Raw genomic sequence first — 18,092 nt, 5'->3', positions numbered from 1 at the left:
GCGCGGTAGGACCGGGCTCCGGAAACACCTTCCGTCCTTGCATATCCATGCAGGAATTCGTGCGTTGGCGCCGCGGTGGCTTGCCCCTTAAGGTCGCGGCAGCGGCAGGTCGACCGCCGTCCATCGCATCAAAAAACCCGCCTTCGAGGAGCTTCGCCATGACTGTTTTCCTGCCCACCACGTTCTCGCGCCGCAGCCTGTTGCGGGCCGGCACCCTGGCCGGAGTCGCCGGCTCGGCCGGTGCGCTGGCGACACGTGCCTGGGGCCAGCCGCGCAGGAAGATCACCTTCGCCTGGAGCCAGTCGGGTTACTGCCAGTCGCCTATCCCGGTGGCGCTCGAGCGCGGATTCTTCGAGAAGAACGGGCTGGAGGTCGAGTCGCTTAACTGGGCCGGTTCCGCCGACCAGCTGCTCGAGGCCATGGCCACCGGCAAGGCCGATGTGGGCGCCGGCCTGATCCACCGCTGGGTCAAGCCGCTGGAGTCGGGTTTCGACGTGAAGGTGGTGGGCAGCATCCACGGCGGCTGCCTGCGCCTGGTCGGCCTGAACACCGCGGGCGTCAAGACCGAACGCGACCTCAAGGGCAAGGTCATCGGGGTGAGCGACCAGAACAGCCCGGCCAAGAACTTCTTCGACATCCACCTGACCAAACGCGGCCTGGGCAAGGATGTCGAATGGCGTGTGTACCCGGCCGACCTGCTGGACGTGGCCGCGAAGAAGGGCGAGATCCAGGCGATCGCCGACGGCGATCCGAACCTGTTCCTGATCGAGAAACGCAACCAGGGCCAGTTCACCGAGATCGGCAACAGCGGCACCGGCGAATACGCGCAGAAGCTGTGCTGCGTGATCGGTGCGCGGGGCGAGCTGGTGCGCAACGACAAACCCACGGCGGCCGCGGTGGTGCGGGCGCTGGCGCAGGCATCGGACTTCACGGCGGAGAACCCGCGCGAGACGGCGCGCATCTATGCCAAATATTCGAAGATCAAGCAGGAGGAACTGGAGCAGTTGCTGCACACCACCAACTTCGCGCATCACCCGGTGGGCAGGGACCTGCGCAACGAGGTGGAGTTCTTCGCGCGTGATTTCCACACGGCCGGCATCCTCAAGAAGAGCACCGATCCGGTGAAGTTCGCGAACCACGTCACGCTGGATGTGCTGGCCTGACGGCCGGACTGCGCCATGAGCCACGTTCATCCTTCCTCTTCCTACGCTGCGCCGAGGCCCGTGCGGCCCGCGCCGGCCGCCGTCTCTCAGGCCGCGGTCCCGCTGCTCGGCGTCACCGGCCTGCTGGCATCGGCGGCCTGGCTGGCGCTGGGCCTGTTGACGCTGCTCTGGCCCAACAAGGTGGTCGGTTTCAGCGACTGGGCCTACACCGCCGAATTCGGCCGGGCGGTTCTGGTGGTCGCCGTCGCCCTGCTGGCCGTCACCCTGGCGGGCGCGCGGGCAGGGCGGGTGGCGCGTGCCCTGCAGCCGGCCGGCCGCTGGCTGGTGGCGGCGCCGCTGCTGCTCGCCTTTTGGGAGATCGGCACCGCCAAGCTGGCCTGGTGGCCGGCGCCGTTCTTTGCGCCGCCTCAGAGCCTGATCGAGGTGGCGGTGGAAGACTGGAGCCGTCTGGGGGTTTCGACCCTGCATTCGGCTCGTCTGCTGGCCAACGGATTCGTGCTGGGCGCGCTGGTGGGTTTTTTTGCCGGCGTGTGGATCGGCTGGTCGCGGGTGGCCGGCTACTGGGTGCATCCGTTGCTGCGTTTCCTCGGGCCGGTGCCGGCATCGGCCCTGCTGCCGCTGGCCTTCTTCTTCGCGCCTTCGAGTTATTCGGCGGCGGTCTTCCTGATCGGCCTGGCCACCTTCTTCCCGGTGGCGGTGCTCACATGGTCGGGTGTGGCGTCGGTCAACAAGGCTTATTACGACGTGGCCCGGACGGTGGGTGCGTCCGAATGGTTTCTGGTCTGGCGGGTGGCTGTTCCGGCCGCCTTGCCGCAAGTGTTCGTGGGGCTGTTCATGGGGTTGGGAGCCTCTTTTTCCACGCTGGTCACGGCCGAGATGATGGGCGTCAAGGCCGGTCTCGGCTGGTACCTGCAATGGGCGCAAGGCTGGGCCGCCTACGCCAACATGTACGGCGCCCTGCTGGTCATGGCGGTGCTGTGTTCGGGCCTCATCACGCTGCTGTTCGCGGTGCGTGACCGGGTGCTGTCCTGGCAGAAGGGAACCGTGAAATGGTAGATGCCGTCATCGATGCGACCACCACCGGCGCACGTATCGACATCAGGGACGTGAGCCACTGGTTCAAGGTGGCCGGCGGCGCGCTGCAGGTGCTCGACCAGGTCGACCTGCGGGTGGAAGCCGGCGAGTTCGTCGCCTTGCTCGGCCCCAGCGGCTGCGGCAAGTCGACGCTGCTGCGGCTGGTCGCCGGGCTGGAGCCCGCCACCACCGGCAGCATCACCCAGGACGGCGCCACCATCGCCCGGCCCGATCCTTCGCGCATCGTCGTGTTCCAGGATCCGACCCTCTACCCGTGGCGAACCGTGCGTGCCAACGTCGCGCTGGGGCCGCAGGCGCAGGGCCGGCTGAAGGTCGACCGGCAGCGCATCGACGCCGCGCTGGCACTGGTCGGGCTGACCGAGTTCGCCACGGCGTTTCCGCACCAGTTGTCGGGCGGCATGGCGCAGCGGGTGGCGCTGGCCCGGGCACTGGTCAACGATCCGCGCCTGCTGGTGCTGGACGAACCCCTGGGCAAGCTCGATTCGCTGACGCGCCTGCAGATGCAGGGCGAACTCGCGGCCCTGTGGCAGCGCCAGCGGTTCTCTGCATTGCTGGTGACGCACGACGTGGAAGAGGCCTTGTTCCTCGCGCAGCGGGTGATCGTCTTCAGCGACCGGCCGGCGCGCATCGCGGCGGAGATCGTGGTGGACCTGCCGTACCCCCGGCACCGCGGCGACCCGCGACTGGTGGAACTGCGGCACGAAGCCCTGCGCCACCTGGGCCTCGACGCGAGCTGGTGATCCCGACTGCCGAGTGGCTGAACGCGCTGCTGCAGTTTCTGCAGGGCGCGCAGTCCGATTTTCTGTGGCTGCTGCACACCTTGCACCTGACCGGCGACGTCCACGGCCAGCCGGCCTGGCCCCTGTCTTTCCGGGTGGCCGGCGAGACCCTGATGATCGACATCGGCCAGGCCCGGCAACTCGCCTGGTCGCTGGTCTGCGCGGCCGTGGCGGCGGTGTTGCTGCTCGCGGCCCTGGTGCTGGTGTGGCGCTGGCGCAAGACGGCCGCGGGCCTGTGGCTGGGCGCCTTGCTGCTGCTGTTCTTCGCGCCCTGGCCGCAGTCGGCGGTGGTGCTGGCCGAGGCTCGGCCGACCAGCTTCCATCAGTCGCCGACGGGCTTCACGGCGGCCTCGGTGGTGCGGGGGCAGCATGTGTTCGAACAGCAATGCGTGGCCTGCCACGGGGCCGACGGGCGAGGCCGCGGCGCGCTGGCGGACCGGCAGTCGGTATGGCCGCCCGACCTGGCCGGCCCGCTGCTGTGGCGGCGCGCCGACGGCGACCTGTTCTGGAACATCCAGCACGGCCTGAACGACCGGCGAGGACAGGTGACCATGGCCGGTTTTGAGGGCAGGTTGAACGATGCCGATACCTGGGCGGTCATCGACTTCATGAAGGCGCAAGCCGCGGGGCAGGCGCTGAAGGCTGCCGGCCTGTGGCCGCAACCGGTGCGGGTGCCGGACTTTGCCGTGCGCTGCGATGGCAAGCCGCCGCGTGACATCGCCTCCTGGCGCGGCCAGCGGCTGCGGCTGGTGGCGGCGGGTGACGGTGCCGAGGTGCTGGAAGACGGCCGGCTGGTCACCGTGCGGCTGTCGGCGCCGGGTGCCGGTGTCGCTCCGCCGCAGGACGGTTGCACCAGCCAGGATCCGCAAGCCTGGCAGGCCCTGGCCCTGGTCGCGGGTGTGGCGCCGTCGGCCCTGACCGGAACCCAGTTCGTGGCCGACCGGGGAGGGTGGTTGAGGGCACGCGGGCTGCCGGGCAAGACCGGCTGGACCGAGTCCGACCTGCTGTGCCGTTCGGGCAGCGCGGCGGTGGTCGCAACGCCGTCGGCAGTGCCGGCGGACGGCATGAGCGCGCTGATCGCAGGGATGGATTCGGAGCCGGTGCGTTACGTCAAGGGCGGCTTTGTGCATTGACGGTCGGGTGAATCTGCAGGGTGCTGATGATTTTTAATGCCTGGGCAGGACGATGGGGTCGCGTTTCACTACTTCGTCGGTCCATGTGGCCGGGCAATGATCACCGATCCAGCGCTTGAAGTTGGTCGACTGGCAGCGATGGTCCAGATGATCGGTGTTGTCGGAGAAGAAATTCCAGCCTGCGATCGCCGGAAAATCCGCATCGCTGAACTTGAAGCTGCCCGGTGAAATGCCGGCACCGGCCTTGATGGCCGGATCGACCTTGCTGAGATGCATCGTCAGCGTGTGGTAGGTGAAGCTGGTCGCCAGCTCGCCCGTGGCGCCGATGTCGGTGCTGAGTTCCAGGATCACGCAACCGTTGTCGGACCAGCGGATGTGGCTGTTGTCCGGCGCGTAGTTCAGCGGATGTGCCGGATCGGTGCCGTGCGGCGTCGGCTGGCGCACATACAGCACCTTGCCGTCTGCGATGGCGCGGGTGGCGCCGTCAGGTGGACGCCGCTGGCCAATGCCTTTTGCTGCTGATCGCACGCGCCATCCAGTCGGCCTCCGACTCTCCGGACTTGGGAGCAGTCAGAAAGGGCGCGCTGATGACCATGGCAAAACCTCCGGTGGAACAAACCGGAAAGCTTCTCGGCAATCAGGGACGGCAAGCCACCGTTCGTCCGGTGCCAGCCACCGCCGCCCTGCCTTTTTGCCGGGCACCGTGTCGCAGCCCAATGCCGGCGCGGATCACGGAGGTTTCCCGCCCGGCTTTGCACAGGGTTTTCCACAGCGGCGAGGGATAAGTCGCAGGGCCTCGGCCGGCGGCCCGCGCCCCCGCTCAGGCGGTGGTGGCGATCAGCGTGTCGATGTGCGAATCGTTGATCGCTTCGGGCCGGCGGCGGGTGCGGCTGCGCCGGCCGTCGATGGCTACCGCCGAATCGCCGTGCACCGTCACCCGACGCACCACACGCGGCTGGTTGCCGTAGTCGTTGATGGCGAAATGCTGGGTGGCGCGGTTGTCCCAGATCACCACGTCGTCCTGCTGCCAGGCCCAGCGCACCGTGTTTTCGAGGCGCACCACCCGGTTCTGCAGCAGCTCGAAGATGCGGGCCGATTCATTGCTCGACAGGCCGGCGAGCTTCTTCACGAAATGCCCCAGCAGCAGGGCACGTTCGCCGCTGACCGGGTGCACATGCACCACCGGATGCTCGGCTTCGTAGACGGCGGAGACAAACACCTTGTTGTGGTGGTCGAGCCGGGTTTCTTCCAGGTTCACCCGGTCGGCGCCGTAGTCGTAGTCGTTGCTGTGCACCGCCCACAGGTTGTCTGCCAGGGCCTTGAGATGTGGCGGCAGGCGGTCGTAGGCCAGGGCGGTGTTGGCCCATACGGTGTCGCCGCCGTAAGCCGGGATGGTGACGCCGCGCAGGATGGATATCTTGGGAAAGGCATCGACGAAGGTGACGTCGGTGTGCCATGAATCGGCACGGCCGCCGCCCTTCGAAGCATCCAGTTCAAAAAGTTTGGTGCCGTCGGGTGACGGCACCGTGGGATGGGCCACCGTGCGGCCGAACAGGGCGCCGAAGGCCTGGTGCTGTGCGTCGTCCAGATGGCCCTGGCCGCGGAAGAAAAGCACCTTGTGCTTGACCAGCGCGGTTTCGATGTCGGCGATGGCCCCGGCCGACAGGTCGGCGCTCAGTCTGAAGTCCAGCACCTCGCCGCCGAGGCTGCCGGCGACGCGGCGGATGCGCAGGTCGGCGATGCTGTTGTCGATTGCCCCGACGGGCGTTTGTTGATTGGCGGCGGTCATCGGTCTGCTCCTGGATGGTGGCCCGCGTGCGGGCCGGGCTCGATGGCTGCAGTGTCGATTCGAGGCACGCGCAGCGCTGCGACGAATCCGCATAAGGTGCTGCGCTTTCCAGCTATGGCGTCCGCCCATCAAGTGCGGAAAACAAGCATGGAAACTTGTTATCGGTCTATCTGCCGCCGGATCGGGCGCGGAGCTTCTCCTAAGCTCGAAGGCATGGCTTTCGACATCGATATTTCCAATCCCCACCTGCGCAAGGCCGCCGACCTGCGTGAAGCTTTCGGACTCGACGCGGTGGCACGCGACAAGGCCGGCGGACGTCCGCTGGAACCCTTCCGGCTGTTGAAGCAGAGCGGTCTGCTGAACCTGACCATTCCGGCCGAACACGGCGGCGACGGCCAGCCGTGGTCGACCGCACTGCGGGTGGCACGCGAATTCGCCAAGGTCGACGGATCGCTAGGCCACCTGTTCGGTTACCACGGCTCTTCGCAGCACGCCGCCCATGTGCGCGGCAGCCCGCAACAGGCGGCGCGCTGGTACGCAGCTTCGGCGCGTGGTAACTGGTTCTGGGCCAACAATTCGAACTCGGCCGCCCGCAGCCTGACCGGCCGCAAGGTGGGCGATCACTGGATATTGAACGGCCACAAACCCTTCACCTCCGGCAGCCACATCGCCGACCAGCTGCATATCACCTGGGTCGACGAAGACAGCGGCCAGACCATCGACGCCTCCATACCTTCGGACCGCGCCGGCTGGTCGGCGCTGGACGACTGGGACGCCTTCGGCCAGCGGCAGACGGGCAGCGGCACATGCACCTTCCAGGACGTGCGGGTGGAAGACGAAGAGGTTTACCGGCGGACCGGCCCGGCCGATGCGCCGTACCGCACGCTGACACCGTTCATCCAGCAGAGCGTGCTGCTCAATGTGTTCATCGGCACCGCGCAAGGTGCCTTGCTGGCGGCGCGCGACTACACGGTGCACGAGAGCCGGCCCTGGGTGCATTCGGGGGTGGAGCGGCATGTGGACGACCCTTGGGTCAAACGTGTCTACGGCGACCTGTACACCCGCACGCTGGCCGCCACCGCACTGGCCGACCAGGCGCTTGAAGTGCTCGACCGGGTGTGGGCACGGGGCGCCGACCTGACGGCGCAGGAGCGCGGCGAGGCGGCCATACCGCTGGCGGCGGCCAACGCCTTTGCCGGCAATACCGCGCTGGACGTGACCAGCAGGATCTTCGAGGTGACCGGTGCGCGGTCGACCGCCAACGTGCTAGGCCTGGACCGTTTCTGGCGCAACGTTCGAACCCATACGCTGCACAACCCGGAGGAATACAAGACCCGCAACGTGGGCTACTGGTTCCTCACCGGCGAACCGCCGAAACCCGGCAACATCCAGTGAACGGCGGCAGCCGGGGCGGCTAGACTGCGCGCCGTGACGAAACCCGCTCCGCCCGAAGAACCGCTGCCGCAGCCCGGCGAGGGCGATGCGTTCCGGGCGCGCCTGACCTCGAAGGACATCGCCCGGCTGGTGGGTGTTTCGCAGGCGACGGTGTCCAACGCCATCAACCGGCCGCAGCTGGTCGCACCCGCCACCCGCGACGAGATCCTGCGGGTCATGGCGGCTTCGGGCTACAGCGTCAACAGCTCGGCCCGGGCGCTCAAGTCCGGCATCGGCAAGGCGGTCGGTGTGGTGGTGCTGGATGTGGCCAACCCGTTCTGGGGGGAGGTCGTCAAGGGCATCGAGGCGGTGACCGCCAGCGGCCAGATCCCGCTGATCATCGGCAGTTCAAACGAGGACGCCGAAACCGAAAAACGCATTCTCGAAGCCTTCGAATCCCAGGGCGTGCGCGGCATTCTCATCGCGCCGACCCACGCCAACCTGCCGATGCTGCGCCGGCTCCAGGCCAAGGGCATCCAGGTGGTGCTGCTCGACCGCGACGACCCGCAGGGCGAGTTCCCGTCGATGAGCCTGGACCATGCGGCCGGCGCCGGGACGGCGGCACGTTACCTGCTGGAATGCGGCCATCGTTCGATGGCGCTGGTCAACGGCTCGCCACAGATTTCGTGGTGTTCCAGCCGGTCGCACGGTTTCCATTCGGCCTGTGCACAGACACCCGGCGCCACGGTGCATGAATTCAACATGCAGGCCATGACGGTCGCGGAGGGCTTGCGCAGCGTGCCGGGCCTGCTGGCCCTGGAGCCCGTGGTGACAGCGGTCTTCTGCGCCAACGACATGCTGGCGCTGGGGGTGATGAAGGGCCTGCACCAGCACGGCGTCGACGTGCCCGGAGACATGTCGGTGGTGGGTTATGACGACGCCATGTTTTCCGAACTGCTGTCGCCCGGCCTGACCACGGTGCGCCAGGACGCCGCCGCCATCGGCCGCGAGGCCGGCCTGCTGCTGACACAGGCCGACCCCGGTGGGCGGCATGCCGCCTTGCCCCGGCCGCAACTGGTGGTGCGCGGGTCGGCGCGGTCGCTGGTTCAGGCAGCGGCGTCGGCCGGTTCAAATGCGCCGAGCGTGGGCACGGCGGCGATCAGCTGGCGGGTGTAGCCGTCCTGCGGTTGTTGCAGCACCGAAGCCGCCGGACCGTATTCACGCAGTTCGCCGTGGCGCAGCACCGCGACGTCGTGGCTCACCTGCTGGATCACGCCCAGGTCGTGCGAGATGAACAAAAAGGCCGCGCCGGTGTCCCGTTGCAGCGTGGTGATCAGTTCGAGGATCTGTTTTTGCACCGAAACGTCGAGCGCGGAAACCGGTTCGTCCATCACCACCACCTGCGGTTCGTTGGCCAGCGCCCGGGCGATCGCCACCCGCTGGCGCTGCCCGCCGGATAGCGTCAGCGGCCGGCGCTCGGCCAGGGCCGGGTCCAGGCCCACCCTGATCAACCAGTCGGCGATCCGCTGCCGGTGACGTGCGCCGGGTTCCCGGCCGAACCGCATCCAAAGTGCTTCGCCGATGGTGCGGCCGACGGTGTAGCGCGGGTCGAATGCACTCAGCGGGTCCTGGTGCACGAACTGGATCGGCCGGGCGCGGCTGGGTGATGGAGCGGCCGGCAGGTCTTCGGTGTGGACGCGGCCGGTGGTGGCGGTTTCCAGGCCCGCGATGATCCTGGCCAGCGTGGTCTTGCCCGAACCCGATTCACCCACCAGGCCCAGCGTGCGGCCGCGCCGGAGTTCGATGCTCACATCGCCCAGTGCCTTGCGACCGCTGCCGGGCAGCGCACCGAAGGTCTTGCCGATGCCGGTGGCACGCAGGATCACCGGCGCATCGGCGGCGCTTGCAGCGTTGCGGTCGTGATGGCCGCGCGCAGCCTCGAAATGCGGAACGGCGTCGATCAGCGTGCGGGTGTAGCCGTGCTGCGGCCGCCCCAGCACCTGGGCCATCGTGCCGCTTTCGACCACGTCGCCGCGCCGCAGCACCAGCACCCGGTCGGCCAGCCGGGACACCACACCCAGGTCATGGCTGATGAGGATGATGGCGATGCCCTGGCGCTTGAGTTGTGCGAACAGCGCCAGGATTTCCTGCTGGACCGATACGTCCAGTGCGGTGGTCGGTTCGTCGGCGATCAGCACTGGCGGGTTGCCGGCGATGGCGGTGGCGATCAGCGCGCGCTGGCGCAGGCCGCCGGACAGCTGTGCCGGGTATTCGTTGCAGCGGCTGGCGGGGTCGGGCATCTGCGCCTGCGCCAGCAGTTCGAGCGAACGCGATGCGACCTCGCTGCGCGGCGTGCCGCTGGTGGCCAGGATGGCTTCCTTCAGTTCCTGGCCGACGGTGCGCAGCGGGTCGAGCGACACCAGCGCGTCCTGCAGGATGTAGCCGACGGCCCGGCCACGGATGCCACGCCACTGGCGTTCGCCCAGCGATAGCAGGTCGACGCCGTTCAGTCGCAGCGTGTCGGCCCGGATGTGGGCGCTCGGTCCGTTGAGACCGATCAGGCAGCGGGCGGTGACACTTTTGCCCGAGCCCGACTCGCCGACCAGTGCCACACATTCACCGGGCGCCAGGTCGAAGCTCACACCCGACACCGCACGGCGCAGCCCGTCCTTGCCATCGAAGGCCACCTGCAGGTTGCGGACCTTGAGCAGGGGCGTACGGGTCGGTGTATTCATGCGCGGCCTTCAGAACGTTGCTGCAGGTGCCGGCCGAGCAGGGTGGTGCTCATCACGAACAGCGTGATGGCCACGCCGGGGAACACGGCGGCCCACCAGCCCATGGTCAGGAAGTTGCGGGCATTGGTCAGCATGGATCCCCATTCAGGCGCGGGCGGCGGGTTGCCGAGACCCAGAAAACTCAGCGCCGCACCGGCCAGCGTGGCGCTGCCCAGGCCGATGGTGGCAACCACGACCAGCGGCCGCAGTGCGTTGGGAACGATATGCCGCAGCACGAGTTGCGGGCCCTCCAGTCCGAGCGCACGCGCGGCCTCGACATAGGTCGAGCCCCGCACCTGCAGGGTTTCGGCCCGCACGATGCGGGTGTAGTACGGAATGCCGGCAATGCCGATGGCGATGGTGGCGTTGAACACGCCGCTGCCGAACAGCGACACGATGAACACCGCCAGCAGCAGTTCGGGGAAGGCCGCGCCGATGTCGGTGGCCCGCATCACGAGGGTCGGCACATACCGCCGGGTCAGCCCGGCGAGCAGGCCCAGGGCCGTGCCGGCGACCAGCGAGATCGCCACCGCGCCGATGCCCAGGAAGATGGACGGCCGGGCGCCGTGGACGATGCGGGTATAGACGTCGCGGCCGATCTGATCGGTGCCCAGCCAGTGCTGCAGCGAAGGAGGCTTGAGGATCTGAAGACGTTCGGCCGCCAGCGGGTCGCCCGGGGCGAGCAACTGCGGCCACACGGCGGCGGTGAGCAGCAACGTGAAGACGAGCAGGCTCAGGGCGGCGGCGACCGAGGCGGCGCGGGGGCGCCGCCAGCCGAGGACCCGCGGCGCTACATCGACCATCAGGCGCGCATCGGCGGTGAAGGAACCGGGGATATTCATGGTGGTGGCAGCACCGTCTTCAGCCGGTGGTCGATGAGGATGTAGGCGAAGTCGATCAGCGTGTTGACGATCACGAAGGCCAGGGTGCTGACGGTGACCAGGCCGAGCACCAGCGGCATGTCCTGCCGGGTGACGGCGTTGACCAGCAGGCGGCCCAGGCCGGGCCGGCCGAACAGGGTTTCGGTGATGGCCGCGCCGCCGAGCAGCGCGCCGAAAGAGAAACCCAGCATCGTCAGGTAGGGGATGAGTGCATGGCGCAGGCCGTGGCGCAGCTTGACCGCCAGGACGGACAGCCCGCGCGCCCGCGCCGTGGTGATGAAGGGTTGTTCGAGCACGTCTTCCATCGACCGCCGCAACACCTGCGCCAGCGGCGCGGCGGTGGGCAGGGCGATGGTCAGCCCCGGCAATATGAGGGTGCGCAGGTCTCCTGCGTCGAGCAGCGGAAACACATGCCACTGCACCGAGAACACCAGCATCAGCAGGAAACCGATCCAGAACACCGGTGTGGACGCCAGCAGGCGTTCGACGGCGCTGGCGAATGCGCCGGCACGCGGTTGGCCGGCGGTCAGCACACCGGCCGCCAGCGACATCAGCACCGCCAGACCGCTGGCCAACGCAGCCAGCGCCAGGGTCGGGCTTGCCTGTTCGGCAATCAGCCGGGCGACCGGTTGTTCCTGCACGTACGAAATCCCGAGGTCACCGTGCACCAGCCGCGACAGGTACAGCAGGTACTGCACCGGCAGCGGCTGGTCGAGGTGGTATTCGGTGCGGATGGCGGCCAGCACTTCGGCCGTGATCGCCACTGCGTCGTTGCCCGCGCCGGCGATCACGAAGGCCGGATCCACCGGCACCAGGCGCAGTGCGAAGAAGGCGACGGTGATGGCGCCGAACACGGTGAGGACACCGAGCGCGAGCCGCCGTGCCAGGCGAAGGAGGCGGGATTCCACTGCGTGCTGTTCCTGCGGCCGGGGTTTACTTGCCGATCCAGGCGTCGAACAGATAGGGTTGCGGCCAGGCCTTGTCCCATGCCACGCCGTGCACGTTCTTCTGGATGGCGACCAGCCGGGCGCGGGAATACAGCGGCACCGAAGGCGCGTAGTCGGGCAGTATTTCCTGCGCTTCGGCGTAGTACTGCGCCCGGTCTTCCGACTTGCCCGAAGCACGCGCCCTGGCCAGTACGGCATCCAGTTTCGGAATGCTCAGGAAGGACGCGTTCGAACCCACCGTCTTGCCGTCGCTGATGTTGTCGCTGCCGTACAGGCGCCACAGCTGCATGCCGGTGGCTTCCGACTGGAACGAGCCCAGCAGGCCGTAGTTACCGTTGTACAGGCGCTCGGCCAGGTCGGTGACGGGTTGCAGCTGGATGTCGAAACCCAGCTTTTTCGCGTCTATCTGCACCTGCTCCAGCGTGCGCTGGGCCAGCTGGTCGTTATCGGCGTAAGGGATGAACGAACGCAGCCGCTGGCCGCCCCTGGCGCGGAAGCCTTCCGCGTCGCGTTCGGTCCAGCCGGCCCGGTCGAGCAACTGGCCGGCCAGTGCGGTGTCGTAGGTGATCCGGTTCTTCAGGTCCTTGGCGAAGTCCGGTGTGCTGCTGGCCAGGTATTCCTGCGTCGGATAGGCCCCGAAAGTGGCGCTGGCCACGATCTCGGCACGGTTGAGCCCATGCAGCAGGGCCTGGCGCACTTCGAGCTGGTCGAACGGCGGCTTGCGGCTGTTGAGATGCAGGCTGTAGCCGACGCCGGGCAGCAAAAATTCCTGCGTCTGGTAGTCCGCGTCCTTCTTCACCTTGTCCGCGTATTCAGGCGCCACGTAATCGACCACCTGAGCCTCCTTGGTGACCAGCGCGTTGTAGCGGGTCTGGTCTTCCGGCAGGAAAACGTACTTGATGCTGTCCACGTAGGCGACGCCCCGGTGGAACTTCGCCGGTGCCCAGTGGTAGGCGTCGTTGCGAACATAGGTCAGGCTCTGGCCCTTGACCCAGCTGTCGAACTTGAACGGTCCGGTGGCGATCAGTTTCGTGGCCAGCGACTTAGGGTCGTTCTCCAGCTGGTCCTTCGACAGGATGCCGAAGTAGGGCGCCGCGATCAGCGTCAGAAAGCTCGACTCGGGTGTGCCCAGCTTCACCGACAACGTGTATTCGTCCACCACCGTCGCCACCGGTCTGAGTTTTGCAGTGGAGCCGGTCGACTTGTTGGCCGGGTTCAGCACGTAGTCGAAATTGGCCTTCACCGCAGCAGCGTTCAGCGGCGTGCCGTCATGGAAGGTCACGTCCTTGCGCAGATGGAAGACGTACGTGGAAGCGTCGTCCGACACCTCCCATTTTTCTGCGAGCCAGGGTTCGTAGCTGCCGTCGCCGTTGTCCCAGACCAGCGAATCCAGCGCGGGCCGTACCGAATGTGCGCCCGATCCCTGGTCGACCAGGGGATTCAGCTGGGCTGGCTCGGCTCGGATCGCCACCACCAGCTGCCCGCCACGCACCGGCCCGCTGTCGGCCGTCGGGGCCGGCGCAGCGTCTTTTTTGGAGCAGGCAGCCAGCGCCACGGCCAGTGCAACCGCGCCTGCCACTGCTACCAGACTTTTCGCTTTGTGGTGGCGGAGTTCTTTAGATGAAATTTGGCGGTGCATATAGCGAATTTATTCGTATCAATCCTTGAAGCCAAAAGTATCATCCATATCAAATCAACCTGTTATTACCTTTCTGTATATGAAGATGATTTTCTGCATGGCGGTGTTTTCATGACCGCCGCGCTGCCTTCTAACGGCGGTGCGTTTGCCGACCTGGATGCCCGCTCCATCGGTTTCGGCCGCCATGCCGACGCCATAGACACCGTGCTGAAAGACATCGCCGACCAGGCCGTCACGCGTGACCGCCAAGGTGGATCACTGGCGGACGACCTTCGCAGGCTGGCCCGGCTCGGCGTGACCGCGGCCCGCTTGCCGGTGGTTTCGGGCGGATCGGGCTTTCGTTATTCGCAGATGGTCGATCTGCTGATCGCCCTGGCTCGGGCGGATTCGAGCGTGGCGCAAAGCCTGCGTTCGCATCTGCTGGTGGTGGAACACCTGGTGCAGGTGCCCACGCCGCCCGGCAGCGCATTCGCCATCGGCGAGATCGCGCGGGGCAGCATCTTCGGCAGCGCCACCACCGAAATCGGGGCCGTTGCGGTGGGTGCGGTCGAAACCACCGTGCGGCCCGATGACCGCGGAGGGTTGCGCCTGAACGGCTCCAAGTTCTATACGACCGGCGCCGGATACGCGGACTGGGTCAACGTGCTGGCATCCGACACCACCGGCGCGCATGTCATCGCCACCGTGGCGCGCGACGCGGCCGGCGTGGCGGTGGTCGACGACTGGGACGGGGTCGGCCAGCGGCTCACCATGAGCGGCACCATGACCTTCACCGATGTGGCGGTGGACGCGACCCGGGTGCGCCAGCGCGCCCAGTCGGAAGACACGCCTTCCGGCCGGCACGACGCCATGGCACAGCTCACCCACCTGGCCACGCTCACCGGCATCGCCATCCGCGCGTTCGACGACGCCACCGCCTGGCTGCGTGGCCGCAAGCGGCATTTCAGCCATGCGGCCGCGACAGTCCCGGCGAACGACCCGCTGGTGCAGGAAATGGTGGGGCGTCTGTCGGCGGTGGCCGGCACCGCACTGCAGGCGGTGCGCTCCGCCGCCCGGCTACTGGAATCGCCGCGCGAGGGCGCGCGGGGCGACCCGTTCGCCGATGCGCATCGCACGGTGACCCAGCTGCAGGTGATCCTGCCCAGCCTGGTGATGGACGCCGCGCAGTCGCTGTTCGACATCGGCGGTGGTTCGATGGTGGTCGCCAGCAGGGGGTTCGACCGCCACTGGCGCAATGCGCGCACCCTGTCGTCCCACAACCCGTCGCCGCAGAAGGCCCGGGTGCTGGGAGACGAGGCCCTGAACGGTGTGCCGCTGCCGGACATCTGGTACGCCGGCACGGCAGCCGGGCCGTCGTCCGTGCCGTTGCGGCAGGAAGCGCTGACCCGATGAGCAGGTTCATCCTCAACGCCAACGTGTACGACTTCGGTGCCGATGCGGGCGCCTGGCGTGCACCCGGTACCGGCCCCTTGGACAACCTGAGCGAGACGTTCTGGCGCAACGTGGCCCGCACCGCCGAAGACGGCGGCATCGACGGCATCTTCCTGGCCGACGGCCCCGGCCTGTCGGCCAATCCGGCGATCCGCCCGATGCGGATGGTCGAACCGCTGGCCACGCTGGCGGTAGTGCTGTCCGAAACCACCCGCCTGGGCGTCATCGCCACCGTGTCCACCGGTTCCAACGATCCGCTGGAACTGGCGGGCCGGCTGCTCGACTACAACCTGCTGTCGCAAGGGCGCTTCGGCTGGAACGTGGTGACCGGCCTGCCGCAGTTGTCGGCGCAGGACTTCCAGGCGGCCAAGGCTCCGGAACGGGACAACCGTTATGCCCGTGCCACCGAATTCCTGGAGGTCTATCGCGCTTATCTCGATGCGGTCCGCGGGCAGCACGACTTTCATCACGACGGAGCCGAATTCCGATATTCGGTCGGACGCGACGACCTTCCGACGGATGGAGCCGCCGCCCGTTTCACCGCGCAGGCCACGCCGCTCATCGTGCAGGCCGGCGGTTCGGAACAGGGTCGTCGGCTCGCGGCCGGCAGTGCCGACGCGGTGTTTTCGGCGGAAACGGTGTTCGAGGTCGCCCGCAAGAACCGCACCGAGCTGCACGACATGGCCCGCGCTCTGGGCCGCCGGCCGCCGGTCGTGCTGCCGGGTGTGCATCTGGTCATCGGTTCGACCGAGGCGGAGGCCGAGGCACGTTTCCAGCTGGTGCACCAGCTCGGGCCGAAGGACTATGTTTTGCGCCGATTCGCCAGCCTGCTGGATGTCGATGCGGCCATGCTGGACCTGGACGCGCCGGCTTCCGCGCTGGACCGGCTGGCCGGCTCGACGGAACGCGGCTCGGCCGGTTTCCGCAAGTCGATCACCGCCTATGGCGTTGCCAACGGCCTGAGCATCGGCCAGCTGGTGCGGCATTTCTCGGGTTTCGGCCACCAGTTCTTCGTCGGCACGCCGGAGCAGTTCGCGGTGGTGGTCGAGCGCTGGTACCGGGGCGGCGCGGCCGATGGTTTCAACCTGCTCTTCGATGCAAACCCGCTGGGCCTGAAGGAGTTCGTCGATCAGGTGGTGCCGGTGCTGCGTCGCAAGGGTCTGGTGCCGCCGGAACCCGGAGCCGCTGCTCACGCATCAGTCCTTCCGTTCGCCCGTCGCATCCAGGAGTTGCCCTTATGACCGTCCACACCATTCTGGATATTTCTGGCAATGCGCTGGAGGCACTGACGGTCGAACTGGCGGCAGGCGGCGAAAGGGCTGCCGCCGTTGGCCGGGCGCTCGACCGGGTGCCGGTCGCGGCGTTTTCCATCGGCCTGGGCACGCCGCCCGGGCGGGTGCGTGACCGCACCGTGCTGGCGTCTTTCCTGCTGGCTGCGACCCGCATCAGCCGGGTCGTGGTGGCGGTCGACCCTGCCAGCCAGCATCCGGTCAACCTGGCGCGCACGGCGTCCACGCTGAGTGCCATTCACCGCGCTCGCATCGGGCTGGGGGTGTGGGCGGATGCATCCGCTGCGGGCTGGTTCCGGCCGCCCGGGGAGGCCGGTGTCGCCGTCGCTGCGGATTACCTTCGGCTGGTGTCTTCGTTGTGGGATTCCTGGCCGCTGGAAGCGATGGCGAGCGATGCGCAGGCGGAATGGTTCGTGGATGCATCGCGTATCTCGCGCGTTGTCGACACGGCATATCCGCGCATCGGCGGCCCGTTGACCCTGCCGACCGACGGTGCCTCGAAGCCGCCCCTGCTGCTGGTGCATCGCGAGCCGTGCATTTCCGTCGCTGCCCCGGGTGTCGACATCGAACTGTCGCCTGTTGCTGGCGACGGTCGGCAATTTTCCGGCAACGATGCGCGGCTGGTACTGGGTACGGACGGGCTCGATGCCCTGCTGGCCTGGACGGGCGAGGTCCCGGGCGGACCCATCCGGGCTGCGCTGGGGTTGGGTGTCAGCGCGGTGGCGGCCGGTCAGGTCGAGCCTGTTTTTGCCGATGCGGATGCCGCCTCGCACGTGGGCTGATCGAGCCTTCGGTCGCGGCGCGCCTCAGTGCCGCCGTTCGCCTGTTTCCCGAGGCAGCTCGCCGAACCGTTTGCGGTAGTAGGCAGAGAACCGGCCGAGGTGGCCGAACCCGTATTCCAGAGCGGTCTCGGTGACGTTGCAGCCGCCGGCCTGCAGGCGCGCGCGGGCGGCATCGAGCCGCATGCCGCGCAGCAGGTCCATCGGCGAGGTGCCCCGGAACCGCTGGCACAGGACCCCCAGTGTCCGCACGCCGACACCGGCGGCCTGGGCCAGGTCGAGCAGGGCGATCGGTGCGGCCAGGCGGCGCCGCATGTAATGCTCCATCGCCTCGATACGTTGTTCGCCGGGGCCGCTTTCGATCGGTTCGACGGTGGTGTCGAGGACCGTCGGTTCGAAGCCGTGCTGCGTCTGCAGGAACAGCGCCACGTTCTGCTCGAAATGGTCCACCCATGCGGCATGCGCCGGGCTGCCGTTCTGCAGCGCGGTGGTCAGCACCATCGACTGCATCATCAACCGCCACTGCGCCTCGGAATGCGTGGGCATCAGCGCGGCGGCGGGCAGAACTGGCAGCTGGCCGCCGTGGCCGAGCAAGGCGTGCGGCACCTTCAGGATGAATTGCTCCGACCCCTGCTGCCACAACATGCGGATATTGCGGCGCGGCGCGATGAGTGCGGTCCGGCCTTCGGGGATGTGGATGCGCTGGCCGTCCGCTTCGACTTCCGCGGCACCGCGCAGCGACATGTGCACCAGCACGAAATCGTCGAAAGCGCGCGGGCGCACCTCCACCTCGGCGCCGTAACGCAGGGTGAACATGCTGGTTTGCCGAAGGCTGGCCTTGTGCATGGCCGTGTCCACACGGCCGTGCCGCCAGACCAGGTCGTGGTCGGAAAGTTCACGCGATACGTGGTCGTGCGACTCCACTGCGGCGTCCGACCGGAAAACGCAGTGGCGATAGAGCGGGCTGAGGTCCAGCGCCGGAGGAGCGCTCAAGAGATCTGGCACGTTGTTCATCGATG

General features: G+C 67.8%; 16 protein-coding genes. 9 read left to right on the top strand and 7 right to left on the bottom strand.

Features of this window, described 5'->3' with window-relative positions:
* Positions 1-158: 158 nt before the first annotated feature.
* The 4 genes from AC3ANW_RS12700 to AC3ANW_RS12685 are packed head-to-tail and all read left to right on the top strand — an operon-like array spanning position 159 to position 4,170.
* Positions 159-1,163, top strand: coding sequence for an ABC transporter substrate-binding protein (locus AC3ANW_RS12700; protein WP_488341210.1), 1,005 nt, complete (start codon positions 159-161; stop codon positions 1,161-1,163).
* Positions 1,164-1,178: 15 nt separating this feature from the next.
* A complete protein-coding gene (locus AC3ANW_RS12695; RefSeq protein WP_488341209.1) occupies positions 1,179-2,219 on the top strand; it encodes an ABC transporter permease in 1,041 nt (346 codons plus the stop codon).
* Positions 2,213-2,998 (top strand): ABC transporter ATP-binding protein, encoded by a 786-nt coding sequence (locus AC3ANW_RS12690; RefSeq protein WP_488341208.1) that lies wholly within the window; start codon positions 2,213-2,215, stop codon positions 2,996-2,998. The genes AC3ANW_RS12695 and AC3ANW_RS12690 overlap by 7 nt, the downstream gene beginning before the upstream one ends.
* Positions 2,995-4,170 carry a c-type cytochrome gene (locus AC3ANW_RS12685; protein WP_488341207.1) on the top strand — a complete coding sequence of 392 codons (1,176 nt, stop codon included), beginning with the start codon at positions 2,995-2,997 and terminating at the stop codon, positions 4,168-4,170. Before AC3ANW_RS12690 ends, AC3ANW_RS12685 begins: the two co-directional genes overlap by 4 nt.
* A gap of 33 nt (positions 4,171-4,203) precedes the next feature.
* Here AC3ANW_RS12685 and AC3ANW_RS12680 read toward each other — a convergent pair whose 3' ends face one another.
* Together AC3ANW_RS12680 and AC3ANW_RS12675 are read right to left on the bottom strand one after the other, a co-directional pair.
* Positions 4,204-4,698, bottom strand: coding sequence for a hypothetical protein (locus AC3ANW_RS12680; RefSeq protein ID WP_488341206.1), 495 nt, complete (start codon positions 4,696-4,698; stop codon positions 4,204-4,206).
* 292 nt (positions 4,699-4,990) lie between these two features.
* Positions 4,991-5,959 carry a TauD/TfdA dioxygenase family protein gene (locus AC3ANW_RS12675; RefSeq protein ID WP_488341205.1) on the bottom strand — a complete coding sequence of 323 codons (969 nt, stop codon included), beginning with the start codon at positions 5,957-5,959 and terminating at the stop codon, positions 4,991-4,993.
* Between the two features lie 213 nt (positions 5,960-6,172).
* Between AC3ANW_RS12675 and AC3ANW_RS12670 the strand changes: the two genes are divergently transcribed.
* The gene (locus tag AC3ANW_RS12670) at positions 6,173-7,354 is read left to right on the top strand and encodes an acyl-CoA dehydrogenase family protein (protein WP_488341204.1); all 1,182 of its coding nucleotides are present in this window, start codon (positions 6,173-6,175) and stop codon (positions 7,352-7,354) included.
* Positions 7,355-7,387: 33 nt separating this feature from the next.
* A complete protein-coding gene (locus AC3ANW_RS12665; RefSeq protein WP_488341203.1) occupies positions 7,388-8,509 on the top strand; it encodes a LacI family DNA-binding transcriptional regulator in 1,122 nt (373 codons plus the stop codon).
* On the opposite strand, the gene AC3ANW_RS12660 is transcribed toward AC3ANW_RS12665, so the two are convergent.
* From AC3ANW_RS12660 to AC3ANW_RS12645, 4 genes are read right to left on the bottom strand one after another with little or no spacing between them, the layout of a single operon-like run.
* Positions 8,440-10,068, bottom strand: coding sequence for an ATP-binding cassette domain-containing protein (locus AC3ANW_RS12660; RefSeq protein ID WP_488341202.1), 1,629 nt, complete (start codon positions 10,066-10,068; stop codon positions 8,440-8,442). The two genes, AC3ANW_RS12665 and AC3ANW_RS12660, sit on opposite strands and share 70 nt — an antisense overlap.
* The gene (locus tag AC3ANW_RS12655) at positions 10,065-10,949 is read right to left on the bottom strand and encodes an ABC transporter permease (protein ID WP_488341201.1); all 885 of its coding nucleotides are present in this window, start codon (positions 10,947-10,949) and stop codon (positions 10,065-10,067) included. The genes AC3ANW_RS12660 and AC3ANW_RS12655 overlap by 4 nt, the downstream gene beginning before the upstream one ends.
* Complete coding sequence (locus AC3ANW_RS12650; RefSeq protein ID WP_488341200.1) at positions 10,946-11,896, bottom strand: ABC transporter permease; 951 nt, start codon at positions 11,894-11,896, stop codon at positions 10,946-10,948. Before AC3ANW_RS12650 ends, AC3ANW_RS12655 begins: the two co-directional genes overlap by 4 nt.
* Positions 11,897-11,921: 25 nt before the next feature.
* Positions 11,922-13,514: an ABC transporter substrate-binding protein gene (locus AC3ANW_RS12645; RefSeq protein ID WP_488341199.1), complete on the bottom strand. Its 1,593-nt coding sequence runs from the start codon at positions 13,512-13,514 to the stop codon at positions 11,922-11,924.
* A 171-nt stretch (positions 13,515-13,685) separates the two neighbouring features.
* Here AC3ANW_RS12645 and AC3ANW_RS12640 point away from each other — a divergent pair, with 171 nt between their 5' ends.
* From AC3ANW_RS12640 to AC3ANW_RS12630, 3 genes are read left to right on the top strand one after another with little or no spacing between them, the layout of a single operon-like run.
* A complete protein-coding gene (locus tag AC3ANW_RS12640; RefSeq protein ID WP_488341198.1) occupies positions 13,686-14,966 on the top strand; it encodes an acyl-CoA dehydrogenase family protein in 1,281 nt (426 codons plus the stop codon).
* A complete protein-coding gene (locus tag AC3ANW_RS12635) occupies positions 14,963-16,246 on the top strand; it encodes an LLM class flavin-dependent oxidoreductase (protein ID WP_488341197.1) in 1,284 nt (427 codons plus the stop codon). Before AC3ANW_RS12640 ends, AC3ANW_RS12635 begins: the two co-directional genes overlap by 4 nt.
* Positions 16,243-17,076 carry an LLM class flavin-dependent oxidoreductase gene (locus tag AC3ANW_RS12630; protein WP_488341196.1) on the top strand — a complete coding sequence of 278 codons (834 nt, stop codon included), beginning with the start codon at positions 16,243-16,245 and terminating at the stop codon, positions 17,074-17,076. Before AC3ANW_RS12635 ends, AC3ANW_RS12630 begins: the two co-directional genes overlap by 4 nt.
* A gap of 24 nt (positions 17,077-17,100) precedes the next feature.
* Here AC3ANW_RS12630 and AC3ANW_RS12625 read toward each other — a convergent pair whose 3' ends face one another.
* A complete protein-coding gene (locus tag AC3ANW_RS12625; RefSeq protein ID WP_488341195.1) occupies positions 17,101-18,087 on the bottom strand; it encodes an AraC family transcriptional regulator in 987 nt (328 codons plus the stop codon).
* Positions 18,088-18,092 lie beyond the last annotated feature (5 nt).

The organism is Xylophilus sp. PBN-3R, from assembly GCF_057747805.1.
Note: the sequence above shows the minus strand (reverse complement) of the source record. Positions and strands in the feature narration are given on the sequence as shown.